The organism is Mycobacterium sp. 20KCMC460 (assembly GCF_022179425.1).
Classification (GTDB): Bacteria; Actinomycetota; Actinomycetes; order Mycobacteriales; family Mycobacteriaceae; genus Mycobacterium; species Mycobacterium kiyosense.
In genome coordinates, this window is record NZ_AP025524.1 from 2,325,303 (window position 1) to 2,350,885 (window position 25,583).

At 67.8% G+C, this 25,583-nt stretch carries 24 protein-coding genes and 2 pseudogenes; 9 read left to right on the forward strand and 17 right to left on the reverse strand.

Annotated features, from left to right (window positions below):
- Window positions 1–28: 28 nt before the first annotated feature.
- From map to MKCMC460_RS10920, 6 genes are read left to right on the forward strand one after another with little or no spacing between them, the layout of a single operon-like run.
- Window positions 29–886 (forward strand): type I methionyl aminopeptidase, encoded by an 858-nt coding sequence (gene map / locus MKCMC460_RS10895; protein ID WP_236976545.1) that lies wholly within the window; start codon window positions 29–31, stop codon window positions 884–886.
- A 53-nt stretch (window positions 887–939) separates the two neighbouring features.
- Entirely contained in the window at window positions 940–1,482 is a 543-nt protein-coding gene (locus MKCMC460_RS10900) for an alpha/beta hydrolase (RefSeq protein WP_236976544.1), read from the forward strand.
- A gap of 11 nt (window positions 1,483–1,493) precedes the next feature.
- A complete protein-coding gene (locus MKCMC460_RS10905) occupies window positions 1,494–2,843 on the forward strand; it encodes a glutamine synthetase family protein (RefSeq protein ID WP_236976543.1) in 1,350 nt (449 codons plus the stop codon).
- The gene (locus MKCMC460_RS10910; protein WP_236976542.1) at window positions 2,824–3,726 is read left to right on the forward strand and encodes a gamma-glutamyl-gamma-aminobutyrate hydrolase family protein; all 903 of its coding nucleotides are present in this window, start codon (window positions 2,824–2,826) and stop codon (window positions 3,724–3,726) included. Before MKCMC460_RS10905 ends, MKCMC460_RS10910 begins: the two co-directional genes overlap by 20 nt.
- Complete coding sequence (locus MKCMC460_RS10915; protein WP_236976541.1) at window positions 3,723–5,090, forward strand: aldehyde dehydrogenase; 1,368 nt, start codon at window positions 3,723–3,725, stop codon at window positions 5,088–5,090. Before MKCMC460_RS10910 ends, MKCMC460_RS10915 begins: the two co-directional genes overlap by 4 nt.
- Window positions 5,087–5,863 (forward strand): 3-oxoacyl-ACP reductase, encoded by a 777-nt coding sequence (locus tag MKCMC460_RS10920; RefSeq protein ID WP_238305695.1) that lies wholly within the window; start codon window positions 5,087–5,089, stop codon window positions 5,861–5,863. Before MKCMC460_RS10915 ends, MKCMC460_RS10920 begins: the two co-directional genes overlap by 4 nt.
- Here the strand turns inward: MKCMC460_RS10920 and MKCMC460_RS10925 are convergent.
- Window positions 5,850–6,800, reverse strand: coding sequence for a class I SAM-dependent methyltransferase (locus tag MKCMC460_RS10925; protein ID WP_238305696.1), 951 nt, complete (start codon window positions 6,798–6,800; stop codon window positions 5,850–5,852). The genes MKCMC460_RS10920 and MKCMC460_RS10925 overlap by 14 nt on opposite strands.
- A 44-nt stretch (window positions 6,801–6,844) precedes the next feature.
- Between MKCMC460_RS10925 and MKCMC460_RS10930 the strand changes: the two genes are divergently transcribed.
- A complete protein-coding gene (locus MKCMC460_RS10930) occupies window positions 6,845–7,579 on the forward strand; it encodes a TVP38/TMEM64 family protein (RefSeq protein WP_236976538.1) in 735 nt (244 codons plus the stop codon).
- Window positions 7,580–7,641: 62 nt separating this feature from the next.
- On the opposite strand, the gene MKCMC460_RS10935 is transcribed toward MKCMC460_RS10930, so the two are convergent.
- The 12 genes from MKCMC460_RS10935 to MKCMC460_RS10990 all read right to left on the reverse strand — a co-directional run bounded on the left by MKCMC460_RS10935 (window position 7,642) and on the right by MKCMC460_RS10990 (window position 18,566).
- Window positions 7,642–8,757 (reverse strand): alkaline phosphatase family protein, encoded by a 1,116-nt coding sequence (locus MKCMC460_RS10935; RefSeq protein ID WP_236976536.1) that lies wholly within the window; start codon window positions 8,755–8,757, stop codon window positions 7,642–7,644.
- A 20-nt stretch (window positions 8,758–8,777) separates the two neighbouring features.
- Complete coding sequence (locus MKCMC460_RS10940; RefSeq protein ID WP_238305697.1) at window positions 8,778–9,515, reverse strand: DUF6390 family protein; 738 nt, start codon at window positions 9,513–9,515, stop codon at window positions 8,778–8,780.
- Window positions 9,516–9,523: 8 nt separating this feature from the next.
- Window positions 9,524–9,790: a HypC/HybG/HupF family hydrogenase formation chaperone gene (locus tag MKCMC460_RS10945; protein ID WP_236976534.1), complete on the reverse strand. Its 267-nt coding sequence runs from the start codon at window positions 9,788–9,790 to the stop codon at window positions 9,524–9,526.
- Between the two features lie 3 nt (window positions 9,791–9,793).
- Window positions 9,794–10,279 carry a hydrogenase maturation protease gene (locus tag MKCMC460_RS10950; protein ID WP_238305698.1) on the reverse strand — a complete coding sequence of 162 codons (486 nt, stop codon included), beginning with the start codon at window positions 10,277–10,279 and terminating at the stop codon, window positions 9,794–9,796.
- A gap of 126 nt (window positions 10,280–10,405) precedes the next feature.
- Window positions 10,406–11,752 carry a hypothetical protein gene (locus MKCMC460_RS10955; protein ID WP_236976532.1) on the reverse strand — a complete coding sequence of 449 codons (1,347 nt, stop codon included), beginning with the start codon at window positions 11,750–11,752 and terminating at the stop codon, window positions 10,406–10,408.
- Window positions 11,749–12,408, reverse strand: coding sequence for a DUF6084 family protein (locus MKCMC460_RS10960; protein WP_236976530.1), 660 nt, complete (start codon window positions 12,406–12,408; stop codon window positions 11,749–11,751). Before MKCMC460_RS10960 ends, MKCMC460_RS10955 begins: the two co-directional genes overlap by 4 nt.
- Entirely contained in the window at window positions 12,405–13,046 is a 642-nt protein-coding gene (locus MKCMC460_RS10965) for a DUF5947 family protein (protein WP_236976528.1), read from the reverse strand. The genes MKCMC460_RS10960 and MKCMC460_RS10965 overlap by 4 nt, the downstream gene beginning before the upstream one ends.
- Window positions 13,043–13,927, reverse strand: coding sequence for a NifU family protein (locus MKCMC460_RS10970; protein ID WP_236976526.1), 885 nt, complete (start codon window positions 13,925–13,927; stop codon window positions 13,043–13,045). The genes MKCMC460_RS10965 and MKCMC460_RS10970 overlap by 4 nt, the downstream gene beginning before the upstream one ends.
- A gap of 8 nt (window positions 13,928–13,935) precedes the next feature.
- Window positions 13,936–15,735 (reverse strand): nickel-dependent hydrogenase large subunit, encoded by a 1,800-nt coding sequence (locus tag MKCMC460_RS10975; RefSeq protein ID WP_236976524.1) that lies wholly within the window; start codon window positions 15,733–15,735, stop codon window positions 13,936–13,938.
- Between the two features lie 54 nt (window positions 15,736–15,789).
- The gene (locus MKCMC460_RS10980) at window positions 15,790–16,845 is read right to left on the reverse strand and encodes a hydrogenase expression protein HypE (RefSeq protein ID WP_236976523.1); all 1,056 of its coding nucleotides are present in this window, start codon (window positions 16,843–16,845) and stop codon (window positions 15,790–15,792) included.
- A gap of 196 nt (window positions 16,846–17,041) precedes the next feature.
- On the reverse strand, window positions 17,042–17,377 hold the full coding sequence (locus MKCMC460_RS10985) for a hydrogenase maturation nickel metallochaperone HypA (RefSeq protein WP_236976521.1): 336 nt from the start codon (window positions 17,375–17,377) through the stop codon (window positions 17,042–17,044).
- Window positions 17,378–17,465: 88 nt separating this feature from the next.
- Window positions 17,466–18,566, reverse strand: a complete 1,101-nt coding sequence (locus tag MKCMC460_RS10990; RefSeq protein WP_236984257.1) for a HoxN/HupN/NixA family nickel/cobalt transporter — start codon at window positions 18,564–18,566, stop codon at window positions 17,466–17,468.
- Between the two features lie 137 nt (window positions 18,567–18,703).
- On the opposite strand from MKCMC460_RS10990, the gene MKCMC460_RS10995 reads away from it, so the two are divergent.
- Window positions 18,704–19,186 (forward strand): Fur family transcriptional regulator, encoded by a 483-nt coding sequence (locus MKCMC460_RS10995; protein ID WP_236976519.1) that lies wholly within the window; start codon window positions 18,704–18,706, stop codon window positions 19,184–19,186.
- 122 nt (window positions 19,187–19,308) lie between these two features.
- On the forward strand, window positions 19,309–20,994 hold the full coding sequence (locus MKCMC460_RS11000) for a PE-PPE domain-containing protein (RefSeq protein ID WP_236976517.1): 1,686 nt from the start codon (window positions 19,309–19,311) through the stop codon (window positions 20,992–20,994).
- 120 nt (window positions 20,995–21,114) lie between these two features.
- Here MKCMC460_RS11000 and MKCMC460_RS11005 read toward each other — a convergent pair.
- The 4 genes and pseudogenes from MKCMC460_RS11005 to MKCMC460_RS11020 all read right to left on the reverse strand — a co-directional run bounded on the left by MKCMC460_RS11005 (window position 21,115) and on the right by MKCMC460_RS11020 (window position 25,459).
- Window positions 21,115–22,387: pseudogene (locus tag MKCMC460_RS11005) on the reverse strand (ISL3 family transposase).
- A gap of 319 nt (window positions 22,388–22,706) precedes the next feature.
- Window positions 22,707–22,969 (reverse strand): annotated as a pseudogene (locus tag MKCMC460_RS11010) (DUF222 domain-containing protein); the annotation flags it as partial.
- A gap of 74 nt (window positions 22,970–23,043) precedes the next feature.
- On the reverse strand, window positions 23,044–24,438 hold the full coding sequence (gene mtr / locus MKCMC460_RS11015; protein WP_236976515.1) for a mycothione reductase: 1,395 nt from the start codon (window positions 24,436–24,438) through the stop codon (window positions 23,044–23,046).
- Window positions 24,439–24,442: 4 nt separating this feature from the next.
- On the reverse strand, window positions 24,443–25,459 hold the full coding sequence (locus MKCMC460_RS11020) for an alpha/beta hydrolase (protein ID WP_236976513.1): 1,017 nt from the start codon (window positions 25,457–25,459) through the stop codon (window positions 24,443–24,445).
- Between the last annotated feature and the right edge of the window lie 124 nt (window positions 25,460–25,583).

Genomic DNA, 25,583 nt, shown 5'->3' on the forward strand with positions numbered 1-25,583 from the left:
ACCCGACGCGCTGATTAGACTGGCGGTCATGCCCACGCGTACCGCGCTTTCCCCCGGCGTGCTGTCCCCGACGCTGCCGGTGCCGAAGTGGATCGCTCGTCCGGAATACGTCGGCAAGGACACCGCCAAAGAGGGCACCGAACCGTGGGTGCAGGAGCCCGAGGTGATCGAGAAGATGCGCGTCGCCGGACAGATCGCCGCCCGCGCACTTCAGGAGGCCGGCAAGGCCGTCGCCCCCGGCGTCACCACCGACCAGCTTGACCGCATCGCGCACGAGTACATGGTCGACAACGGCGCGTATCCGTCGACGCTGGGCTACAAGCATTTCCCGAAGTCGTGCTGCACGTCGCTGAACGAGGTCATCTGCCACGGCATTCCCGACTCGACGGTGATCGAGGACGGCGACATCGTCAACATCGACGTCACCGCGTACATCAACGGTGTGCACGGCGACACCAACGCGACCTTCCTGGCCGGCGACGTCTCCGAGGAGCACCGGCTGCTCGTCGAACGCACCCACGAGGCGACCATGCGGGCGATCAAGGCCGTCAAGCCGGGCCGGGCGTTGTCGGTGGTCGGCCGGGTCATCGAATCCTACGCAAATCGGTTCGGGTACAACGTGGTTCGCGACTTCACCGGCCACGGCATCGGCACCACCTTCCACAATGGGCTGGTGGTCCTGCATTACGACCAGCCGGCCGTCGAGACGGTGATCCAGCCGGGCATGACGTTCACCATCGAGCCGATGATCAACCTGGGCGGCCTGGACTACGAGATCTGGGACGACGGCTGGACCGTGGTCACCAAGGACCGCAAGTGGACCGCGCAGTTCGAGCACACCCTGTTGGTCACCGACACCGGCGCCGAGATCCTCACCCTGCCGTGATTATCCGGGCTGCCGGCCGCGGTGGTTTCCGGTAATTTGCGAGGGTGTCCCCGATGATGACCACCCTGGACGGTTTCGCCGTCCCGGTCGGTGTTGCCGGCCCGCAGAACGGCACGGTCGTGGTGATACTGGCCGCCGAACAACGCGCGCCGGCAGCGTATGACGCGGTCTGCGAACGGCTGCACAACGCGTCACTGCGCACCGTGGTCATCGGCGCCGACCCGAGACTGACGCCCAAATCGGTGATCGGCATCCTGGACTCGCTGGGCATCTCGTGGGCGGTGGTGGTCGGCGACCGCGACGGCGCCGAACTGGCCTGGGAACTCGCGGCGACCAGACTGGGCCGCTTCGTGGGGCTGGTCGTCATCGACCGCGTCCATCCCCGGCTGTCCAAGGCCGGCGACGAGAACTGTCCGCCGGTCGAGATCGCCACCACCGTGCTGGTGAGTTCGCCGGCGCTGCGCGACGCCGCCCGCGCCGGCCAGCGGCTGGTCTTCGGCGACTACCGGGTGGTGGACATGCTCGGCCGGCGCAACGCCACCGAGTCGACCGCGCAGCTGGCCACCGAGATCATTCTGCGCACTAGCGGTTGGTAGCGGTCGTCGACATGTTGTCCGAGGCCGAACTGGCGGCACTGGTCGCCGACGGTGACATCGACACCGTCATCGTGGCGTTCACCGACATGCAGGGCCGGCTGGTGGGCAAGCGGGTGGCGGGTCGCTTCTTCGTCGACGAGGTGGCCGGTCACGGCGCCGAATGTTGCAGCTACCTGCTGGCCGTCGACGTCGACATGAACACGGTGCCCGGCTATGCCATGTCGAGTTGGGAAACCGGCTACGGCGACATGGTGATGACCCCGGACGTGGCCACGCTGCGGCTGGTCCCGTGGTTGCCCGGGACGGCGCTGGTGATCGCCGACCTGTCCTGGGCCGACGGGAGCCCCGTCACCGCCGCGCCGCGGGCGGTGTTGCGCCGCCAACTCGACCGGCTCAGCGGGCGGGGTCTGGTCGCCGACGTCGCCACCGAACTCGAGTTCATCGTGTTCGAGCAGTCCTACCGGCAGGCCTGGGCGGACGGCTACCGCGGCCTGACGCCGGCCAGCGACTACAACATCGACTACGCGATCCTGGCATCGACGCGCATGGAGCCGCTGCTGCGCGACATCAGGCTGGGCATGGCGGGCGCTGGTCTGCGCGTGGAGGCCGTCAAAGGCGAATGCAACAACGGCCAGCAGGAACTCGGCTTCCGCTACGACGAGGCGCTGGTCACCTGCGACAACCACGCGGTTTACAAGAACGGCGCCAAGGAGATCGCCGACCGGCACGGCAAGAGCCTGACGTTCATGGCGAAATACGATGAGCGCGAAGGTAACAGCTGTCACATCCACCTGTCGCTGCGTGACGCGCAAGGTCCGCTATTCGCCGAAGCCGATGCGCCGCACGGCATGTCGGCCTTGTTTCGCCACTTCGTCGCCGGCCTGCTGACGTCGCTGCGTGAGCTGACGTTGTTTTACGCCCCGAACATCAACTCCTACAAGCGATTCGCCGATGGCAGCTTCGCCCCTACCGCGGTGGCCTGGGGGCTGGACAACCGCACCTGCGCGCTGCGGGTGGTCGGGCACGGACCCGGCATGCGGGTCGAATGCCGGGTCCCCGGCGGCGACGTCAACCAGTATCTGGCCGTCGCGGCGCTGATCGCGGGCGGCCTGTACGGTATCGAACAGGGCCTGGAACTCGGCGAGCCCTACACCGGGAATGCCTACCAGGCAACCGATGTCGAGCGGCTACCCGCCACCCTGGGCGAGGCCGCCGGGATTTTCGGGGCATCTGAGCTGGCCCGGTCCGCTTTCGGCGACGACGTGGTCGACCACTATCTGAACAACGCATGCGTGGAAGTGGCGGCGTTCAACGCGGCGGTCACCGATTGGGAGAGGAAGCGTGGTTTTGAACGGCTCTGACCCCGGTGGCGACCCGCTGCGTCCGGCTGCGCCGCACTTGCGATCGCCACGGGAGCCTGATGGTGGCGACCCGCTGCGTCCGGCTGCGCCGCACTTGCGATCGCCACGGGAGCCTGATGGTGGCGACCCGCTGCGTCCGGCTGCGCCGCACTTGCGATCGCCACGGAGCCGTCCGGTCGTGGGGCTGACGACGTATCTGGAGCAGATCCAGAGCGGCACTTGGGATGTCCCCGCCGCCTACCTGCCGTCGGACTACTTCGAAGGCGTGGTGCTGGCCGGCGGCGTCCCGGTACTGCTGCCCCCGCAGCCGGTGGCCGCCGACACCGTCGAGGGACTGCTCGACAGCTTGCACGCCCTGGTGATCACCGGTGGCTACGACCTGGACCCGGCCGCCTACAGCCAAGAGGCGCACCCCAGCACCGACCAGCCGCGCACCGATCGCGACGCCTGGGAGTTCGCGCTGCTGCGGGGGGCGTTAGACCGGGGCCTGCCGGTACTGGGCATCTGCCGTGGTGCGCAGCTGCTCAACGTCGCGTTCGGCGGCACCCTGCACCAGCATCTGCCCGAGGTCATCGGGCATTCCGGGCACCGGGCCGGCGGCGGCGTGTTCAGCCGGCTGCCGGTGCGCACGGTGGCGGGCACCCGGCTGGCCGCGCTGATCGGCGAGGGCATCGACGTGCCGTGCTACCACCACCAGGCCATCGACAAGGTGGGCGACGGGCTGGTCGTCGGGGCGTGGGACATCGACGGTGTGGTGGAGGCCGTGGAGTTGCCCGGCGACGCGTTCGCCGTTGCGGTGCAATGGCATCCAGAACAGTCGCTGGACGACTTGCGGTTGTTCACCGCCTTGATCGACGCCGCGAGATCGTACGCGGCCCGATGACCGCCGCCGAGCTGATCAACCCCGCCACCGAGGAGGTGCTGCGCACCGTCGAGCATGCCGACGTCGCCGCCGTCGACGACGCGGTGGCCCGCGCGCGGGCGGCGCAGCAGCGCTGGGCGGCACTGGCCCCGGCCGAACGCGCGGCCGGGCTGCGGGCTTTCGCGGCCGCCGTCGACGCCCACGTCGACGAACTGGCCGCGCTGGAGGTGGCCAACTCGGGGCACCCCATCGCGTCGGCGGAATGGGAGGCCGGCAACGTCCGCGACGTGCTGCAGTTCTACGCCGGCAGCCCGGAACGGTTGTCCGGCAAGCAGATTCCGGTGGCCGGCGGCATCGACATCACGTTCCACGAGCCGCTGGGCGTGGTCGGAGTGATCACGCCCTGGAACTTCCCGATGGTGATCGCGACCTGGGGGATCGCGCCGGCACTGGCCGCCGGCAACGCGGTGCTGGTCAAACCCGCCGAGTGGACACCGCTGACCACGCTGCGCCTCGGTGAGCTGGCCGCCGAGGCCGGCCTGGAACCCGACCTGCTGCAGGTGCTGCCCGGCCGCGGCGCGGTGGTGGGGGAGCGTTTCGTGACCCACCCGGGAGTGCGCAAGGTGGTGTTCACCGGGTCCACCGACGTCGGCAAGCGGGTGATGTCGGGGGCGGCGGCACACGTCAAGCGGGTGACGCTGGAACTGGGCGGCAAGAGCGCCAACATCGTCTTCGCCGACTGCGATCTGGAGCGTGCGGCGGCGACCGCGCCGGCCGGGGTGTTCGACAACGCCGGCCAGGACTGCTGTGCCCGCAGCCGGATTCTGGTGCAGCGCAGCGTCTATGACCGATTCATGGAGTTGCTCGAACCCGCCATCAAGGCGGTCGCGGTGGGCGATCCCGGGTCCCGGGACACCGAAATGGGCCCGCTGGTCTCCCGCGCGCACCGCGACAAGGTCGCCTCCTACGTGCCCGACGACGCCCCGGTCGCCTTCCGCGGCGCCGCTCCCGAGGGTCCCGGATTCTGGTTTCCGCCAACGGTTCTCACCCCGGCGCGCACCGACCGCAGCGTCACCGAAGAGATATTCGGGCCGGTGGTCACCGTGCTGGCCTTCGACGACGAGCACGATGCGATCACGCTGGCCAACGACACCGAGTACGGCCTGTCCGGGTCGATCTGGACCGACGACCTGTCCCGTGCGCTGCGGGTGTCGCGTGCAGTGGAATCGGGCAACCTGTCGGTGAATTCGCACTCCTCGGTGCGGTTCAACACCCCGTTCGGCGGGTTCAAGCAGTCCGGGCTGGGCCGCGAGCTCGGCCCGGACGCGCCGCTGCACTTCACCGAGACCAAGAACGTCTTCATCGCGATCAAGGAGGAGCAGTGATCGACCTGACCCAGCGGCTGGCCGGCCGGGTGGCCGTCATCACCGGCGGTGCCAGCGGCATCGGCCTGGCCGCGGCGCGTCGGCTGCACGCCGAGGGCGCCACGGTGGTGATCGGCGACATCGACGCCGACGCGGGCGGCGCGGTCGCCGAGCAGCTCTCCGGTTTGTATGTGCCCGTTGATGTTTCCGACGAAGACTCGGTGAACAAACTGTTCGACTCCGCGGCGCACGCCTGCGGCTCGCTGGACATCGCCTTCAACAACGCCGGTATCTCGCCGCCCGAGGACGACGTGATCGAGAACACCGAACTGGCGGCATGGCAACACGTCCAGGACGTGAACTTGAAGTCGGTGTACCTGTGTTGCCGGGCGGCGTTGCGGCACATGGTGCCGGCCGGCAAGGGTTCGATCATCAACACGGCATCCTTTGTCGCGGTGCTGGGTTCGGCGACCTCGCAGATCTCCTACACCGCCTCCAAGGGTGGGGTGCTGGCGATGTCGCGCGAACTCGGGGTGCAGTTCGCCCGCCAGGGCATCCGGGTCAACGCGCTGTGCCCCGGGCCGGTGAACACACCGCTGCTGGCTGAGTTGTTCGCCAAGGATCCCGAGCGGGCCGCCCGCCGGTTGATCCACGTGCCGCTGGGCCGGTTCGCCGAGCCCGACGAAATCGCCGCCGCCGTAGCCTTTCTCGCCAGCGACGACGCCTCCTTCGTGACCGCGTCGACGTTCCTGGTCGACGGCGGTATCAGCTCGGCCTACGTCACCCCCCTGTAGTGCGCAGGGCGGAGACGAACAGGTGCGTCGGGGAGGCGCCGTCCAGGCCCGGCACCGGCGCGCGGCCATAGCGGACCATCAGCTCCTCGGACGGCGTCGCCGTCACCTCCCAGCCGTGGCGGCGCAACCAGTCGCCGACGTCCTCGCGTTCTTCGAAGTACCACAGCTCGTCGGTGCTGGGCACCACCAGCTTGGAATCGGTACGGGCCAGCAACTCGCGGATCCGGTCCATCCGCTCGCGGCGCTGTGCCCGGCCTTCGGGGTCGGCGAACTGCGGGCCCAGACCCTCCACGGCCAGCCGGCTACCGGGGGCGGCCAGGGAATGGATACGTTCGAACAACAGGTCCTGTGCCGCCGCCGGCAGATACATCAACAGCCCCTCGACCGACCACGCGCTCGGCAATGACGGATCAAATCCGCTGTCCCGCAACGCCTTAGGCCAGTCCTGGCGCAGATCGACCGCGACGGCGACCCGGTTGGCCCGCGGTTGCGCGCCGTGCTCGAGCAGCGTCGCGGCCTTGAAGTCCAGCACCTTGTCCTGGTCCAGCTCGTAGACCGTGGTGCCGTCCGGCCACGGCAACCGCCACGACCGGGCGTCCAGACCCGCGGCCAGGATCACCGCCTGACGGATGCCCGCGTCGGCGGCCTCGACGAAGCTGGTGTCGAAAAACTTTGTCCGCGTGGCGAAATAATCGACCAGTGCGCGCATCCGCGCCGGCATGTCGGGTTCGGCCTCGACCACCTCGGCGGGCAGTTCGGGAGCGCCGTACCAGTTCCACACGCCGTCGCCGACGGTGTCGAGGAAGATCCGCGCGTACGGGTCGTCGATCAGCGGGTCGTCGCTTTCGGTGTCGGCCGCGCGCGCCGCGGCCACGCCAAGTGCCGTCGCGCCGACGCTTTCGGTGATTTCCCAGGTGTCATCATCGGTTCTCGCCACGGCTGCACCCTACGTGAACCGGTCATGGGCAAGAATTGCGGTCAATGGACTCCCAAGCAGACTCCGAGACCCACGAGCAGCCCGAACCGGTATCGCGGCGACCGCACATCGTGCGGCTCGCCGTTTTCGCGGCCTTTCTCGCCGTGATGTTCTATCTGCTGGCCGTGCGGCACCTGGTCGACATCCAGGACGTGCGCCGCGTGGTCGCGGCGGCCGGTCCGGCGGCGCCGCTGGCCTACATCGTGGTGTCGGCGGTGCTCGGCGCGATCTTTGTGCCGGGACCCATCCTGGCCGCCAGCAGCGGGTTGCTGTTCGGGCCGCTGCTGGGCGTGTTCGTGACGCTGGGGGCGACGGTGGGCACCGCGGTGGTCGCGAGCCTGCTCGGCCGGCGAGCCGGCCGGGACAGCGCCCGCGCGCTGCTGGGGGCTGCTCGCACCGAGCGGCTCGACGCGATGATCGAACGCGGCGGCCTGTGGGCTGTGGTCGGTCAGCGTTTCGTTCCCGGCTTGTCCGACGCGCTGGCGTCCTACGCCTTCGGGGCGTTCGGGGTTCCGTTGTGGCAGATGGCCGTCGGCGCCTTCATCGGTTCGGTGCCACGGGCTTTCGTCTACACCGCGCTGGGCGCGTCGATCGGCGACAAGTCGCCGGTGTTGGCGTATGCGGCCATCGGCGTGTGGTGCGTGACCGCGGTGGTGGGCGTGGTGGTGGCGCGCCGCGGGTTCCGGCACTGGCGCGCGCACCGGGTCGAGGCCGGGGAGAACGGTGAACTCTCGGATTGACGGCTCGGGCGGGTTGGGTCGCGTCGCCGACCTGGTACCCGGCCGAGGCCGCCGCGCACGGCCTAGCCGATGGCGATCAATGGGATCGCCAGCTCCGCTTCGGTCGCCGCGCCGTGAAAGCCGATGAGCCGGGCCGTCTCCGGTGGTTCGTGGCCGGTGGCCAGAATCGCCGCGTCGCCGGTGCAGGTCACCACCACGTCGCCGATGCGGGGCAGATTGCGCGGCGACACGGTGCCGAACATCCCGGAGCCGACGGCCTCGTCGCGGGTGCGCACGTCGGCGCGGCCGGCCAGCAACTCGGCCCAGGTGGCCACCACGTCGGCGGTCGCGCCGGGATCGGTGTGCAGGTAACGCACCCGAGGCTCGCCGGCGACCACCCGCACTCCGGCCGTCAGCCGCGGGTCGGCGTCCATGTCGATACGGGCGTCCGGGGGCACGTTGAGGCCGCCGTGGTCGGCGGTCATCAGCAGGGCCGCGCCGCCGGGCAGCGCATCGACCACCCGGGACAGCAGCGTATCCACCCGCGCCGCCGCATCATGCCAGTGCGGCGACCCGATACCGAACACGTGCGCGGCGGTGTCCAGGTCGGCGGTGTAGCCGTACACCAGCCCCGGTTCGGCGCGCAGCTGATCGGTCAGCCGGCCCGGGTAGTCGTCGTCGGCGCGGGCGGCGACGAATTGCGCACCGCCGTAAGCGGCTTCGGTCAGCCCGCTGCCGATGAACCACTCCGGCAGCACGGCGCGGGCACTGATACCGGCGTCGTGGAGCCGCCGGAACCACGTCGGCAGTGGTTGCCACTGTGCGGGCGGCGGGTCGTCGCGCCACCGGATGTGGTTGAGCACCCGGTCGGCACCGGGGACGGTGAGGGTGAAGCCCAGGACGCCGTGCTCGCCGGGCTGCGCGCCGGTGCCCAGCGACACCAGGCTGGTCGGCGTGGTGGACGGAAACGTGCAGTCCAGCCGCTGCAGCCGGCCGGCGCGGCCGGTCAGCACCGACGCCAGCAGCGGCGCGTCGTCGAGCAGGTCGGCAAGCAGGTGCCAACCCAGACCGTCCACCAGTACGACGCAGATGCGGTCGACGCGTCCCGTCCAGTCGGCGAGCCCGAGCGTGTCGGCTACCCCCGCCACCCCGAGCAGGGCGGCCACGCTGGGCAGCACGTCACAGATGGAACCGGGCACGCGGTCAGTCTGGCACGGAATCAGACGTGTGCCAGTCGTCGGCTGGTGAGCAGCAGCTGGCGCCGGGTGCTGTCCTCGAGCGCACGCACCTCCGTCGGCGCCAGCCGCCCGCACAACCGCGACCAGTGCACCGCGACGTCCTCGCCGGGGGAGACGTCGGGCACCGCGCAGTAGCCGTCGGTCCACAACTCGAGCCGCCGCGGTGCCGGATCGGACAGCGTCAGCGCGCGGCCGTCCCAGACCAGCCGCCGGCAGCTGACTTCGACGACGTCGTCGGTCCGGGAAAGCACTGTGCCCCAACTGATCCGGCAGTTGTCGAGCACATAGAGCGGATGCTCGACGGCGGTGGGGCCGCCGCGTCCCAGAAACCTCGACCAGGGGTACACGCCGAACACGTGGAAGCAATGATTTCCGGCCGCTTCGCAGGCCAGCTCGGGCGTCAGGTGCGACCAGTAATGTCCCGCCCGCGGTCCGATGATGGCCAGCAGTTCGTCGTAGAACTGCTCGGGAGCCAGGTTCGCACCCACCCCGCCACCGAGCCAGTACGACTGCACCAGCCGGTGATCAAGCGGGTCGGCGATACCGGTCAATTGCGCCAGCACGCGCAGATACGGCCAGGCGCCGGAGAACGTGCGGGCCGCGGCCCGCACGTCGTCCTCCGAACCGTCCCGCAAGGTGGCGCCCAGCGGGGGACCGCAGAAGCCGAGGGCGTTCGGGGCATAGGCATACCGCGCGAACATCTCGGCGCCCTCGGTCATCTCGACCGCTAGCCGGCGCTCAGCCCGGCCGCCGGGCCGGCGTCACCCCGACCCATCAGCTCCAGCCCGGCCATCGCCTGCTCGGCTCCGGCCCGATCGGTCTTCTCCACCACGAAACCCATGTGGATGATCACCCAGTCGCCGGCCGAGAACGTCTCTTCGGGCAACATGGCGACGTTGACTCGGCGTTGCTCACCGATCACGTCGACCAGGGCCAGTTGGCCTTCGTAGCCCTCCAGCATCCTGATCACTCGCCCCGGGATACCCAGACACATGGGTCAGTGCCCCTCCGGTGCTGAACACCGCAGTGCCGCAACGATTTTGCGAACCGCGTTGACCGCCCGGGGGACGGCGGCGGCCACCGGTCCGGTCAGGCCCATGCCCTCATCGACGCTGCCGGCTTCACACCCGACGATCACCGTGTACGGCGGGCTGCCTCCCAGCGCCCGCACACTGGCGAACACCGTCTGCGGATCCATGCTGTGTGCGTCCAAGCCGACGGCACCGCCGTCGGCGTCGTGGTCGGCCTGAAAGACGTGCAGGGCACCGGGATTGCCGCGGTTGGGTATCGCGTCGATCAGGACCAGGCTGTCCCATTCGTCGAGCAGGTCGTAAGCCAGGTGCATGCCGCCGATCCCGTAGTCGACCACCCGCACGTCGGACCCGTGCTGCGGCATCGCCGGGTGCCGCACCACCTCCGAGCCGAACCCGTCGTCGCCGAGGAAGATGTTGCCGATCCCGGCTACCAGAATGCGCGTCGCCATAATCCTGCCTGGATGCGCCTCACATGCGCCGAAGGCGTAGATAGCGTTTGGCATCGGGCAAGGAGGCGACGCCGATCACCACCGCCACCACCAACACCACCGCGATGAGGACGGCGAAAATCCGACCTAGGACATCCATGGCACATTCCTTTCGACTTGTTCGGCGCCTGATTGTTCGGCGACCGGCTCGATCTCGTCGGGGGAGAAGTACAGGTAGCGCCCGTACCAGTCGTGCAACTCGGCGGCCGGATCGTCTTCGACCACCACGCCGACGTGCCTGTTGCCCTCGACGTCTTCGTGCACCGACGCGACCCGCGCGGTCTTGCCGGCGACGAAGATGTCCTGTGCGTCGGCGTTGCGCCGCGGCCGCAACACCACCCGGCTGCCGCGGGCCACCCGGGTGCCGTTCACCAGCACGGCGTCGATCTCAGGGCGAACCGCGTTGTCGGCCCGCGGATCCCACCAGTCGACACCTTCGGGGATCTCGGGGATCAACCCCGATGCGGTGTGCGGGTCGCGCAGCACCCCGTGCAGGCGGGCCATCGCCTCGGGCGACATGGCGTCGCAGTGGTCGATGAGCTGCGCGGCCCGCGGATCGGTGGCGCGCGCCTGCGCCTTCTCCTCGTCGGTCATGGTCATCACCCGCAGCGTCAGGATCTCGTCGATCTCCGTGCAGTCGTACAGCGCGGTGCTGCTCTGTTCGGCCACTTCCGGGTGGTCGTAGAGGATGATCGGCGACACCAGCAGGATGTCGTGCGCCCCGGGCGGCCCGGCCAGCACCGGGAAACACCGGTGCTGGCTGCAGCGTGCGGCCGCATCGGCGGCGCCGGGCGGCGGCTCCAACAGCGAAACGAACGCCCCGTCAACGACTTCGGCGATGAGGTGGCTGCCGATCATGGACCGGGCGGTGGCGTCGTCCTTATCCGACGCCGTCGCACCGGTATTGGCCAGCCGCAACGAGATTCGCAGCAGCTCCCCGTCGGGTTCGGCGCGCAGCGTCAATTCGCCGCGGATCTCCTGGCGTTGCCGGACCAGGCGCCCGCCCGCGACGGGTTCGACGTCCGTTCCCGCTGGCGCCAGGACCGGCAGCGTCAGTGGAAATTCGTCGAATCGCAGTGATCTGAAAGCTATTTCGCACTCCACCGCTTCGTCCCAGGTCAGCCACAAGCCCGACGGCGTGGTCAACTCGTCGGCGGGTTCGAAGCCGGTCGGGGTCTGGCGCTGAGCCTGGCGGCGCTGCAGCTGCAGGAACCGCACCACCACGGTGAGTGCCTGTCCCGACTCGACCAGGAACTGCGTCGCCAGCGAGTCGTCTTCGCCGAGCCCGGCGTCGGCCGCTCCGGGTGGGCCCAGAACGCCGAATTGCCAACGTGATCGGTTCTTGCTAGACGTCCCGCGGTAGGGGTACAGCAGGTAGCCCTCGTAGAGCACCGCGTCGGCGACGGCGCGGGCGCGGTCCCAACCCGCGCTCATGGCGCCACCTCGCGCTGCGCCGACTCGGTCAGCAGCGTGCTCACCGCGTGATCGAGGTCGAGCATCCCGCGGGCCGACTTGTAGCCGGCCAGCGCGCAGACGGTTTCGTGACGCAGCCGCACCCAACCGGTGTTGGGGTAGTGCAGCGCGATCAGATCGTGCCAGACCCGGATCGGCATGTCGTAGCGGTCCTCGCAGTCCCAGGACACCTGCTGCACCGAGAATCCGCGTTCGGATTTGACGAAAATCGTTCCGCTGAACAGGAATTGGAGGGGAAGCGCACCATCGCTCAACGCATGCAGGTACTTGGCGGCGGTGACCTCGAAGTCGTAGGTGCAGTCCAGCGGCAGCGCCACCGTGGTGGTGCCGGCGAAGCCGGGAACCATTGCGCTGCAATGCTGCCACAGGAAAGTTCGCTGGGTGGTGGCCCACCGGTCTCGGGTGCCGAACAGGTCGGTCAAACCGGCGGCCTCGGCGTCGGTGTAGTTGCGGCGCAGCGGTTCGATCCGGACCTGGCAGCGCAGTGCGATGGCGTGCACCGGGTCGTCCGGGTCGGCGCAGACGCCGACGCGTGCCGTCAGCACCGGGGTGACGGCGTACGGTTCGGGCGTCACGTCGAGCACCGCGAAGCTCACGTCGATCGGCTGCTCGGTCATCGCGGCACCTCCCGCGCCCGCCCGGCGACCCGGGCGAAGAAGTCGTCGATGAACTGCCGCGCCTGCTGGCCGCCGTCGAACCCGCGCCACAACATCCGCAGCCGCCCGACGAACTCGTAACAGGCGTCGATCGGCACCAGAAACGTCTGCGGCGCGCCGCCGTCTGGACCGTCCGGGTTGTCGGGGACCCGCACCAGCAGCGCCTCCACGTCGTCGGCCAGTATCTGCACCCGGGGGTCGGCGGCTCGGATCGAATTCCACAGCTCCAAATCCAGCTCGGACTCGCACGCACCGGCCGGGCCGGGATAGAACGCGACCGTGCGGCCCAGGTCGGAGTTGGTGAAGAAGAACGCCACGCCGACCGGGATCTGCAGCGCCTCCCAGGCCCGGCGGTCCAGCGCGAACCGCGGAAACACCAGATACCGATCGGGAACGGCGCGGTAGCGCAACGCGGCGTGCGGGTCGGTGAACAGCAGATAACAGGCGCGGCACACGCACATCAGTTGCCGCCCCGCCACATTCACCACATGCTGGTGCTCGTCGGCGATCGACTCGGCGCACATCTCGCAACGTTCACCGGCGGGCTGCGGCTGCCGCCGGTTGGTGATGCGGGTCAGGACGTCGTACGGGCCGGTCACGCCGGCGCCCCCAACACCGGCAGCGCCACCGACAGCACCCCGTCGCGGGGCAGCAGCGGCAACGGCTCGAGATGCGCCCCATCCGGTCCAACGCCCGCCCGTACGACATCGAATTCCGTTGTGCAACGCGGACATTGCAGTGAGTTGCCGGTCAACCGCGCGCCGGCCAGCGAGTCGAGGCAGACCGGGCAATGGTCGCGGTAGGCCAGCGTCCGCTCGCCGACCCGGCAGGCCAGCACGCCGACTCCGGCGATCCAGAAACCCGCCACCTCGCCGGCGGCCAACAAGGCCAGCTCCGGCGCCGGCTGCCACGAGCCGCTCGAATGCACCCGCGACAGCAGCGATTCCGCCGCGATGACATGGGTGGGCGCGGTCGTCACCACCTCGATCGTGGCGATCTCCGGAGCGGCGGCGCGGACCGCGTCCTCGACGGCCAATTCCAGCGTCACCGCCGACGACGGGCACGATTTGCAGCTGCCCTGGAACGCCAGCCGCACGGTACTTTCTCCCGGTCCTTCGCCGGGAACGATCTCCAGCAGATCCACGTCGCCGCCGTGCGAACCGAGGTAGGGCCGCACTCGGTCCAGCGCGTCGCTCACCCGGCGGTGCAGGTCATGCGGATGCAAACCGTGCACCAGGAGCAGGCTGGCCACCAGGTCGTCGGTGGCCAGCCGCTCGGCTAAATCGGGACCGGCTTGGGCAAGAATCCGTTCGAGCGCGGCCCCGTAGAGCCCGACCACCTCGCGGACCAACTGCGCGGCCCGTTCGTAAGTCGCCGTCCCGCCGGCCGCGCAGGAATCCAGCAGGGTCTGGATCCGATCGCCCGCGGTGCGCCACTGCGCGTCATCTGCTGAAGCCTGCGGGCGATCCGGCCGAGTCATACCGGGCTCTACTCCCCGACCGGCGACTGGGTCGGCGTGTGCAGTCTGTCCAGGGTCTTCCCCTTGCCCAGGTACATGTGCACGCCGCAGGGCAGACACGGGTCGAAGCTGCGCACCGTGCGCATCACGTCGATGCCCTTGAAGTTCTCCCGGTCGTTCTCCTCGAAGATGGGCTGACCCTGCACCGCGTCCTCGTAGGGCCCCGGAGTGCCGAAGCTGTCCCGCGGGTTGGCGTTCCACGGAGTCGGCGGGTAGGGGTGATAGTTGGCGATCTTGCCGTCCCGGATCACCAGGTGGTGGCTGAGCACGCCGCGCACCGCTTCGGTGAACCCGCAGCCGATGCCCTCGTCGGGGACTTCGAATTTCTCCCACGTCTTGGTACGCCCGGCGCGGATCTCTTCCAGCGCCTTCTCCGCGAAGTACAGCGCGCAGGCCGCCGCGTAGGCCTGGAAGTAGGTGCGGGCCCGATCGCGCTCGATGGTGTTGCTGCCGAACTTGGGCACCTTCCACTCGAACTCCACCGGACCCTTGAGTGCGGTCTTGGGCAGGTTGATCTGGACGCTGTTGCCGGTGGCCTTGACGTAGCCGATGTCGACCAGTCCGGCCAGCGCGGTCGCCCACAGCCGGGCCAGCGGGCCGCCGCCGGTATCCAATGCCAGGTGGTCCTTGCCGTCGAACCAGCGCGGCGACATCACCCAGCTGTACTTGCCGCCGTCCATCTCGCGCTTCTGCGGATGGGGGTTGGTGTGCTGGTTCCACGGGTGCCGGCGATCCACCGGGTTGCCCAGCGGGTCGCGGTGCACGAACATCTCCTGATCGGTCCAGTCGTCGTAATACGAACTGCCCAAAAGGATCCGGATGCCGAGGTTGATGTCGACCAGCGAGTGGGTGACCAGCTTGCCGTCCACGACCACACCCGGGGTGACGTACATGGCGTTGCCCCAGCGTTCCATGTCCTTGTAGGCGAAGTTGCACACCTCGGGGTCCTGGAACGAACCCCAGCAGCCCAGCAGGGTGCGACGCAGGCCGACCTTCTCGTAGCCGGGCAGGGCGTCGTAGAAGAAGTCGAACAGGTCATCGTGCATCGGCACAACCTTTTTCATGAACTCGACGTAGCGCATCAGCCGGGTCATGTAGTCGGTCATCAACTGGATGGTCGCCACGGTGCCGACGCCGCCGGGGTACAGCGTGGACGGGTGTACGTGGCGGCCCTCCATCAGGCAGAACATCTCACGCGTCCAGCGGCTGACTTGCAAAGCCTCCCGGTAGAACTCGCCGCTGAACGGATTCAGCGAGCGCATGATGTCGGCGATCGTCTTGTAGCCGTGCGCGTCGGCGTGCGGGGCAGCGGTCTTCTCAGCCTTGGCCAGCACGCCGGGGTTGGTCTCGGCGACCATCTTCTCGCAGAAGTCCACGCCGACCAGATTCTCCTGAAAGATGTTGTGGTCGAACATGTATTCTGCGGCCTCGCCCAGGTTGACGATCCATTCGCCGAGGTGCGGCGGCTTCACACCGTAGGCCATGTTCTGCGCGTAGCAGGAGCAGGTGGCGTGGTTGTCGCCGCAGATGCCGCAGATCCGGCTGGTGATGAAGTGGGCGTCGCGCGGGTCCTTGCCTTTCATGAAGATCGAGTAGCCGCGGAAGATCGACGAGGTGCTGTGGCATTCCACGACTTCCCGGTTCTCGAAGTCGATCTTGGTGTAAATGCCAAGGCTGCCAACAATTCTGGTGATGGGGTCCCACGCCATCTCGACGAGTTGACCGGGCTCCCGCTTGGATGTCGACGGCTCGGGGATGATGGTTGTCATAGCGAATACTGCTCTCCGCCGCATACGGCTTTGAAGGGGAAAAGCACGGGGCACCTACCAGGTGCGGCGCGCTCCGGTGGTCAGTTCGGTGCCCTTGTGCCGCCAGCGCGGCTCCTTGTCGAGGGTGTGCTCGGTGATGTGCCGCAAGCCGCGGATCACCGAGCCGTACAGACCAGACGTGGTGCTCGACAGTTTGCCGCCCGGCGGTTCGTCCATGAACGGCATGAACTTGTCCGGGAAGCCCGGCATGGTGCAGCCGATGCAGATGCCGCCGACATTCGGGCAGCCGCCGATGCCGTTGATCCAGCCGCGCTTGGGTACGTTGCACTTCACCACCGGACCCCAACAGCCCAGTTTGACAATGCATTTCGGTGACCCGTACTCGGTGGCGAAGTCGCCCTGCTCGTAGTAGCCGGCCCGGTCGCAGCCCTCGTGCACGGTGTTGCCGAACAACCACTTGGGGCGCAGCGCATCGTCGAGCGGGATCATCGGCGCCTGACCGGTCGCCATGTAGAGCAGGTAGGTCAGCGTCTCGGAGAGGTTGTCCGGGTGGATCGGGCAGCCCGGCACGCAGACAATCGGGATGCCGGCCTTGCTCTTCCAGTCCCAGCCGAGGTAGTCGGGCACGCCCATGGCGCCGGTCGGATTGCCCGCCATGGCGTGGATGCCGCCGTAGGTGGCGCAGGTGCCCACCGCGACTATCGCGGTGGCCTTGGGTGCGAGCCGGTCCAGCCATTCGCTGGTGGTCATGGGCTGGCCGGTGGCCGGGTCGTTACCGAACCCGCACCAGTAGCCCTCGGCCTTGATCCGCTCGTTGGGGATGGAGCCTTCGACGACGAGCACGAACGGTTCCAGTTCGCCGCGGTCGGCTTTGAAGAACCACTCGAGGAAGTCGTCGGCGCCCCCGGTTGGTCCGCACTCGAAGTCGATCAGCGGCCAGTGCACGGCGACTTGTGGGAGCCCGGGCAGGGCCCCGAGGGCGATTTCCTCGACGCTGGGCTGGGTGGCGGCAGTCAACGCCACCGAGTCGCCGTCACAACTGAGACCAGCGTTGATCCACAACACATGGATCAATGTTTGTTCTGCTTTGACTGCCGCTTCTGTTGGCATGCTGCAGCTTTCCGGGGCCCGGGCGGTGGCCCCTGCGCCGCCGGAGTCGACCGTCGGCCCACTTGCGCGGCGCTGTTTTTGGGTCTACCCCCGCGGCTTGGCGTTGTCAACGGCTGCCGCGTGAAATTCGGTGGGAGGTAGGGGGATTCCAATTGCGAACGGTTTGCAGGTGAATCCCGCTCGCTGCGAAGCTATTTCACGTCACGTCGAGCGATGTCACCAAGAATTCGTTGCCGCGCACCACCTCGACGTCGGGACTGTCGCACGCCGGACACCAGATCGACCACGCCGAGGTAATCTCCGACTGCTCTCCGCAGGCCCGGCAGCGCACTTCAGCGCTCACGAGTTCCAGTTCCAGCTCCGCGTCGGGCATGGCCTCCCAATCCCGGACGAGCGTCCAGCAGAACGACAGCGAATCCGGCACCACCTGCCGCAGCGCCCCCACCCGCACCCGGACCACCTCGACGTGCCGTCCGTCGGCGTGGGACCTGACCACACCGGCGATCGCCTGACACAGCGACAGCTCATGCACCGGCGGTCACCCGAGTCCCGGAATGCCCATGGGCACCGTTCTACACCGCTCTGCCCGCTCTACACTGCCGAGTCGGGACCGGTAGCGCTTATTCGGGATTGGTTTCGGCGCCCCATCTTTCTTCGATGCGCCCGTACCGCCAGACCAGCAACGCCACGGCCCAGGTGAGAACGAACATCGCGACGACGACGAACCCGACGGTGTTCAGGTTGAGCCCGGCCAGCCAGTCCCAGAACGGACCGTGCCAGCGCAGTTGGTCGGCGAACAGGCCGAGCAGCTCCACCGTCCCGATCAGCAGGGCGACGGCCACCGACAGCGTGGTCACGGCGATGTTGTAGTAGATCTTGCGGATCGGGTTGGAGAAGGCCCAGCCGTAGGCGAAGTTCATGAACGAGCCGTCGATGGTGTCCAACAGGCACATGCCGGCAGCGAACAGCACCGGCAGGCACAGGATGGCGTACCACGGCAGCCCGGAGGCCGCGCTGGTTCCGGCCAGCACCAGCAACGCGACTTCGGTGGCGGTGTCGAATCCCAACCCGAACAGCAGTCCGACCGGATACATGTGCCAGGACTTGGTGATCGACCTGGTGAAGCGGCCCAATAAGCGGTTGACCAGTCCGCGGTTTTCCAGCTGGCGTTCGAGTTCGCTTTCGCTGTAGTGGCCGCGACGCAATTTCGCGAACACCCGCACGATGCCCACCAGGACGACGACGTTGAGCAGCGCGATCAGGTACAGGAACACGCCCGAGACGCTGGTGCCGATCAGCCCGGTGTAATGGTGCAGCCGCGACGAGTCGTCCTCGACCGGGCCGGAGATTGCCCGCACTCCCGCCGCCAGCAGCAGTGCCAACACGAACACCACGGTGGAGTGGCCGAGGGAGAAGAAGAATCCGACTGCCAGTGGGCGCTGCCCGTCGCCCATCAGCTTGCGGGTGGTGTTGTCGATGGCGGCGATGTGGTCGGCGTCGAAAGCGTGCCGCAGGCCCAGGGTGTATGCGGTAAGCCCGATGCCTATGCCAAATGCCTTGCCGTCCAACCTCAAATGGGCCGGCTCGACCACTATAACCAGGGTGACCCAGCCGATCAGGTGCAGCGCGGTGATCACCGCGAGCATCAGTGCCAACCGCCTCCACTCCGCCGTCGACAAGGCGTCGCGTAGGCGGGACCGGTCGAGCAGGCCGCTGGCCATCCGGGTCCTTCCCACGAGCGAGAGACGCACCGACTGTAGGTTCGCCGACAAGCTGAGTGCAAGTGACTTGCAAGTACTGATCCGTCTGCTGGCCGCGCGCGCTGGCAATCCCGGGCCGTCGGCGCGACACTGGGCGGGTGACCACCGAATCGGCGGGATTGGACCCGGCGGCCGCCGAACGCCTGGGTGAATTCCTCCGTGCCCGCGGGTTGCGGCGGATGCCGTCACGAATTCAGGTGCTGGCGGTGCTCGAACCGTTCAACGGGCATCTGTCGGTGGCCGAGATCCGCGAGCGGCTGCCGGCCCACTTGGCCGGGGGAACCCCGCTGCCCGACCTGGCGACCATCTACCGCACGGTGACCATGCTGGTGGACCAGGGTGTCCTGCATGCGCTGACCCTCGACGGCGGCGTCACCACCTACGGGATGGCCACCGCCCCGCATCATCATGCGGTGTGCACCCGGTGCGGCTCGATCATCGAGGTGCCGGCCCGTCAGCTCAGTTCGGCGCTGGAGCATGCGATGGCGGGCAGTTCCTTCGCGCTCTCGGAGCGGGCCGGTCTGACGCTGCACGGTCTGTGCCCGCAGTGTCAGGGCAAGGATCGTCCGGCGCGGCCCTAGCAGGATTGGTGGCCGCGGGAATTGGCGGTTCGGATGACGTCCCCGTCAAATAATGACAAACTGCACGTCGTTAGTGCTGGGGATTATTCCCGGGGAGCGGGAGACGGGTCGGGGGCGAGTCGATGGCATACCTGGGTGTGCACCCGGACTTGTTGGCAACGGCCACAACCGATTTGGTGGATATTCGAACGGCTCTCGGCCAGGCCGGTGCCGCCGCGGGGGTCCGGACGACCAGCCTGGCGGCGGCGGCCGCCGACGAGGTCTCGACGGCTATCGCGGCGCTGTTCGGCTCATACGGCCAGGATTTTCAGGGGATCTTCGCCCAGATCACGGCATTCCACGACGCCTTCGCGCAAAAGCTGGCCACCGGTGGGCTCGCCTACGCCGAGGCCGAAACCGCCAACGCCGTGCGGGCGCAGCTGGACTCCGTGGTAGCTCCGATCCGGTCGTTGTGGGGTGGTGCTGCGAGCACGTCATCGGCGGGGTCGCTGGTGTCGGCGCTGGCCGGAACGGGCCCCGCGCTCGTGGATCCCGTCGCGCTGGTGATGGGCGGCAGTGGCATGCCCACACCTACGCAGGCCTACATCGACGTCGTGCTGAAGTACGTCGCCTTTCCCTACACCAGCTCCCGGGGCGTGTTCACACCTGAGGGTCTGTATCCGCTCACCGGCCTGGGTACCCTGACCCTCAACGAGTCGGTGGCGCGTGGCGTGTCGCTGCTGAATTCTGCTATAGCACAACAGATTACGGCTGGTAACAACGTCACGGTGGTGGGTTATTCGCAGAGCGCCATCATCAACTCGTTCGAGTTGCACAACCTGCTCGCGGCGGGAAGCCCCTACCAGAGTCAGATCACCTTCACCCTGTTGGGCAACCCGGTGAATCCCAACGGGGGTTTCCTGTCGCGCTTCCCCGGCCTGAGCCTGCCGAGCATCGGCCTGGATTTCTACGGTGCGACGCCGTCGAACACGCCGTACCCCACCAATGTGATCACGCTGCAGTACGACGGTTACGCCGATTTCCCGCGGTATCCGATCAATTTCCTCGCGGACCTGAATGCGGCCGCGGGCATTCTGTTCGTCCACGGCGCGTACGCCGGGCTCGACCCGAGCAACCTGCCGGGCTTCGCGCACCTGGTCCAGCTGCCGGTCTCTTCGAGCGACGTGGCGACCAATTACTACATGATCACCTACCCGAACCTGCCGCTGCTCGAGCCGCTGCGCGCGATCCCGATCATCGGCAACCCGTTGGCGGATCTGGTGCAACCGGACCTGACGTACCTGGTCAACTGGGGTTACGGCGACCCCCACTACGGCTACTCGACCGGGTTTGCCGATGTGCCAACCGGATTCGGGCTGTTGCCGGCGATCAATCCGATCAGCTTCGCCGGCGATCTGGTGTCGGGGGCCGGGCAGGGTGCCGCGGCATTCGTCAACGACATCACCTTTGGGCAGTTCTCGCCGTTGTTGTCGCCGTTGCTGCCGTCGATGGCCGGCGTCGCGCAAACACCAAGCGCGCTGGCCTCCGTCACGCCGCCCACGCTGACGATCCCGTCGGGGACTTCGGTGTTCGACAGCATGCAGGCGGCTGCCGTCACCGGTGTGCCGGTGCTGACTCCGTTGGTGGATCTGGCTGCGGCGGCTTTCATCTCGGTTCCGCAGTACGACCTCGCGCTGTTCGCGGACGGAATGCAGCAGTTGTTCGCCGGCGATCCGATGGGGTTGGTCAACGCGATCGGAAACCCGATTGCGGCCACTACCGGCGTGTGGACGATTCTCGGCCTCTGGGCGCTTTCGTCGATCCTCTAGCGCCGGCCGCGGTCGCGTTGTCAGGGGTCGCTGTTCACTCAGCGCAGTCCCGGGTCGCCGCGGCAACCCTTAGGCACGCGACAACACTTGTGTAGTGGCGGTTTTCCGGCTCTTCGTAATTCAGAGTGCATCGACCAGTGAGTGCAAGGCGCCACTGTGTAGCAGTGAGCGCCATCGGTAGTGGGTGAGATTTCGGAAGCCAAGGGCGTTGCGGCGCAGGGCTTCCAGGCGGCCGTTGATGGCCTCGGTGGGCCCGTTAGAGGCGCGGTGGTCGAAGAACGCCAGGATGTCGGCGCGGCGGCGGTGCAGGGTACGGCCGAGTTGGGCCAGTTCGGCGAGGATCGCGGGGACGCCGCGGCGTAACGAGTTGATGATCGCGGTCATCATGGTCTTGGCGCGGCGTCGGTCGGGGTGGCTGTAGGCGGCGATGATGCGCTGATAGACGCTCCAGGTCACCATGACCCCGAGATGATCGTCATCGGCGAACACCGCTTCCAATCGTGCCCGTTGCCGGGCGCTTGGCAACGGCACCCGGGTGCGCAGGGAGCGGCGTACTCCGTAGAGCGGATCGCCGGTGCGACCCCGGTGCCCGCAGGTCAGCTGCTGGATGCGTTGGCGGCACAGATCCAACTTCAGGCCCGCCAGCGCGACGACGTGGAACGGATCCATGACCGCGGTGGCGTCGGGCAGTTCCTCGGTGGCGGCGGTCTGTAGCCGCCGAAGCCGTCCATGGCGATGACCTCGACCTGCTCGCGAAACGCCGGCAGCTGATCGGCCAGCCAAGCCTTCAGTGCTGCAGCGGAGCGCCCTTCGACAAGGTCAAGCAGCCGTGCTGGCCCGGTGCCGTCGCGGACCGGGGTGAGGTCGATGATCAACGTGACGAACCCTGCGGTGCCGCGTCGCCGTGGAGCCAGCGGTGCTCATCGACCCCGATGACCCGCACACCGTCAAGCCGATCGGGTCCGGCCGCGGCGATCACAGCCGCAACGGTGCGCACGGCGATCGTGCTGACGGTATGCCAGGACACCCGAGTTCGCCTGCGATCGCCGAAATGGTCGTGCGGTCGATCATTAACCGCCGCAATACATATCGGGCACACCGACGGGTCGTCGACGAGCGTGGGGCGGCAAGTTTGTCGAGGTTCTGGTTGAACACCGCCCGCCCGCACTGTGGTGTGAGACAACGGTAGCGCGGGATTGCGACCCTGAGCACCAGGAGGGCAGCCGGCCACCGGCAGATCGGTCAACGGCCGCACGACCGTGTCGCGATAGCGGCCGTCGTGGCCACAGTCCGGGCAGCGGGGATCACGGGCCACCGGCGTGCAAAAGATCGTGGTCTGCTTCTCGTCGACTGCGGCGTCAGTGATCGTCACCCCCAACTCGATGGTGCGCATGATCGTGTCGGCAACAACAGACGGCGAGCAGGCAGTAGCCTCAGGCACGGGTTCCCTCGGTGTGGTGGTTGTGGCAGGTGTAGGAACCCGAATCGTCACCCGCCGAGGGCCCACCTCAGCTCACCGACACGACAACATTCCCGGCAATCCGCCGATCACCGACGCACTCTCGTTCACGAAGAGCCCGAAAACGTCGTACTTGACAAGAAGTGTGTGGATCAATCCCTGGTGACATGAGATCGATCCGGAAATCTACGTGGGCACCTTTTTTGACCCAGTTGAACCATTCATTTTCCATTTATTTGTAAGTGGGGTCATTGAAATGTTCAGCTTGTCGGGCGATGGCAGCCAGGGTTTTGGCGTTGCGCAGCGACACCCCGGTGCGCCAGGGCGCCAACGCCGCGATCGAGCGCCGCCGGTGGCCCCCCGCAGCCCCTCACGCTCGATCTCAGCCACGATCTGCACCACCCGCCCATCGATGGCATTGCGCTGCCCGGTCAGCTCCGCCAACTCCTCAAACAACGCCTCCGAACGCTGCGCAGGCGAAACCGCCGCAGGCTCAGCAAGGGTGGACGAAGACATAACCCCATCAAAACAGCGGGCACCGACAACCCCGCCGAGCCGCGCTCACCACGCCTTTCCAGCTCGCCGGGTAATCACAGGCATCCCAGCCCCAACAAGGCGTTTTCGACCACCTCGGGCAGCGCCGGGTGGATCCAGTACTGGCCGCGGGCCATCTCCGGGGCCGTCAACCCGAAGCTCATCGCCTGGATCAGCGGCTGAATCAGCGCCGAGGCCTGATACCCCATGAAGTGCGCGCCGAGCAGCTGACCGGTGCCGCGGTCGGCGATCAGCTTGACGATGCCGGTGGTGTCCTCCATCGCCCAGCCGTATGCGACGTCGCCGTAGTCCTGGATCTTCACCGTCACATCGAATCCTTGTGCGACGGCTTGGTTTTCGGTCAGCCCGACACTGGCCAACTGAGGATCGGTGAACACCGCCGACGGCACGAACCGGTGGTCGGTGACAGCCATCGACTTGGTGTCGTCCCAGTCGCACAATAGATTTCGTTGCACCACCCGTGCCTCATGGTTGGCGACGTGCTTGAGCTGGTACGGCGACGAAACGTCGCCCAACGCGAAAACCCCACGGGCCGTGGTTCTCTGATATTTGTCGACCATCACCCGGCCGTTCTCGACGGCCACCCCGGCCTGCTCGGCGTCCAGCCGGTCGCCGTTGGCCACCCGTCCCGTCGCCACCAGCAGTGCGTCGGCGTCGAGGGTCGAGCCATCGTCCAGCGTCAGCGACACTCCGGCAGACGGGCCGCCGCGGTTGCGGGCGGCGACGACATTGCGGTGCGTCCGCAGCTCCCACTTACCCGCGGCGATGCGGGTGAACCGCTCGCAGATGGTGTCGTCACAGTGCCGCAGCAGGCAACCGCCCCGGATCACCAACGTCACCCGGGTGCCGAGCGCGGAGAACACATGCGCGAATTCCGCTGCGATGAAGCCACTTCCGACGATCACCAGATGCTCGGGCAGCTCGGGAACCCGCATGATGGTGTCGCTGGTGTGGTACCGGGCACCGGATTTGGCGATGGCCGCCGGAATCGTCGGCCGTGAACCGGCCGCGATCACCACCTGCTCGGCGGTGAACTCGTCGCCGGCCTCGGTGCGCAACAGATAGCGCCCATCGGCCTGGACCGGCCCGAAACGGGTGTGCCGATCGTAGACGTCGACGTTCTTCGCCGAACGCCGGTACTCTTCGCCCCCGGCCGCGATCGGGTCGATGCGCCCGAATACCCGCGACACGATGTCGCCCCAGCGCACCCCGTCGATGTGCGCGTCCACCCCGTAGCGCGCCGCACCACGGATCGTCTTGGCCACCTCGGCGGCGTAGACGAACATCTTGGTCGGGATGCAACCCACGTTGAGGCAGGTGCCGCCGAAGATGTCCTGCTCGCAGATCGCCACCCGTTTAGTGGCGTAGCGTTCGTCGACAATGCTGTTGCCCGAACCGGTTCCGATAATGGCCAGGTCGTAGGTCTCCATTGAATCAGCCTTTCCCCGACGGTGCCGAGGCGCCGGTGTCGTTCAGTTCGTCCAGGTAGTCGTCGAGCCAGCGGTCGAGATGGTGGTAGGCCAGCTTGCGTGGCTGCGGCAGCGACAAGAACACGTCGTGTTTGGCGTCCGGCACCGGAATGATGTTGCTGCGGTTGCCGATACACCCCGCCCAGCGGGCGATCTGACGAACGTCGAGAACCGCGTCGCCCTGTTGCAGCGCGGCCGGCCCGGCGTTCTCGTCCACAGTGTGGTCCGAACGCAGTATCAGGTTCGGCACGCCGACGTCGAGTCCCCGGTGCAGTCGGGCCTGGCCGCGACGCACGGCGTGCAGCCAGCCGAAGGTAACCGGGAAGCCGCCCAGCGGTTTCCACTGCAGGTTGTATTCGAACTCGCCGTGATAGTCGCGGTGCAGGCTGGAGCCGTAACCACCGGTGCCGCTGGCCCGCGCGACACCTCTGCTGCGCACCCGGGACAGCGCGGCGATGGTGGCCGAGGTGACGCCGAGCCGCAGTACCGCGGGGCCGTGCAGGTCCAGAAACGGGCTGTTGAGGACCAGCCCGTCGATGCCGGTCGGCGCGAGCAGGCGCCGCTGGCGCAGCCGGTCCAGCCACAGCGACACGATCAGCCCGCCCGCCGAATGCCCGTACATCAGCACGCTGACCCGCGGGGAGCCTTCCCGGATCAGGGCGATCGCGCGGTTCAGCTCGTCGTCGTACTGGGTGAGTTTGGTGGTGAAGTGGGGCGTCTGTTCCGGCTGCCGTGAGCGGCCGCACTTCCGCAGGTCCAGGGCGTAGAACCCGAAGCCGCGGCCGGCGAAGTGATCGGCCAGCTCGGTCTGGAAGAAGTAGTCGGTGTAGCCGTGGATCGCCAGCACCGCGCGATCACCGGCCGGCTGGTCGCCACGGCGCACCAAAGTGGCCACGACATCGCCCTCACCGTCGGGGTCGGGTCCCAACGGGATCGTGTACTGCCAGTACCCGGGGAGGACGTCGGGCATCCAGCCAGTCACGAGGGCCAGCTTAAAGCGTGGTCGCCGGGACGCGGCCATCGACGGGCGCCCACGCCCCAGAAGTCGTGACGGCCCAGCCGCTCGCGATAGCCTGGGACCGGCGCAGGCCGGCAAGGAAGGATCA